1 pseudogene is annotated in these 350 nt (G+C 71.7%); it reads left to right on the forward strand.

Going from position 1 to position 350, the window contains the following annotated elements:
- Positions 1-248: 248 nt before the first annotated feature.
- A pseudogene (locus AC5WRT_RS39145) lies at positions 249-350 on the forward strand (rodlin); the annotation flags it as partial.

Here is a 350-nt window from a genome sequence, read left to right on the forward strand (position 1 = left end):
GAACAACCGCTGAGCACTGCAGCAGGGCTCCCACGGGGCAGTTGCCCGGACGTTGTCGGCGGGCCGCCGTGGAAGCGGCCGCCCGCGCACCGGCCGTGCGACCGCCCCCACCACATTCGACGCGGAGAACGGCCGCGCCGCCCGGAGACGCTGAGCCGAACGTGGCACGTCCCGCAACCGACGACGGGGCCGTCGCACCGGTGATTCCGCAACTCCTCCCCGGATCCGTATCTCGAAAGGTAACGAACATGAAGAAGCTGTGGGCAACCGCTGCGGTCGCCGCTTCGGTCGCGGGCATCGCGGCTGCGGCCGCTCCCCAGGCGCTGGCCATCGGTGACGACACCGGGACG

Source organism: Streptomyces sp. NTD91 (genome assembly GCF_059510455.1).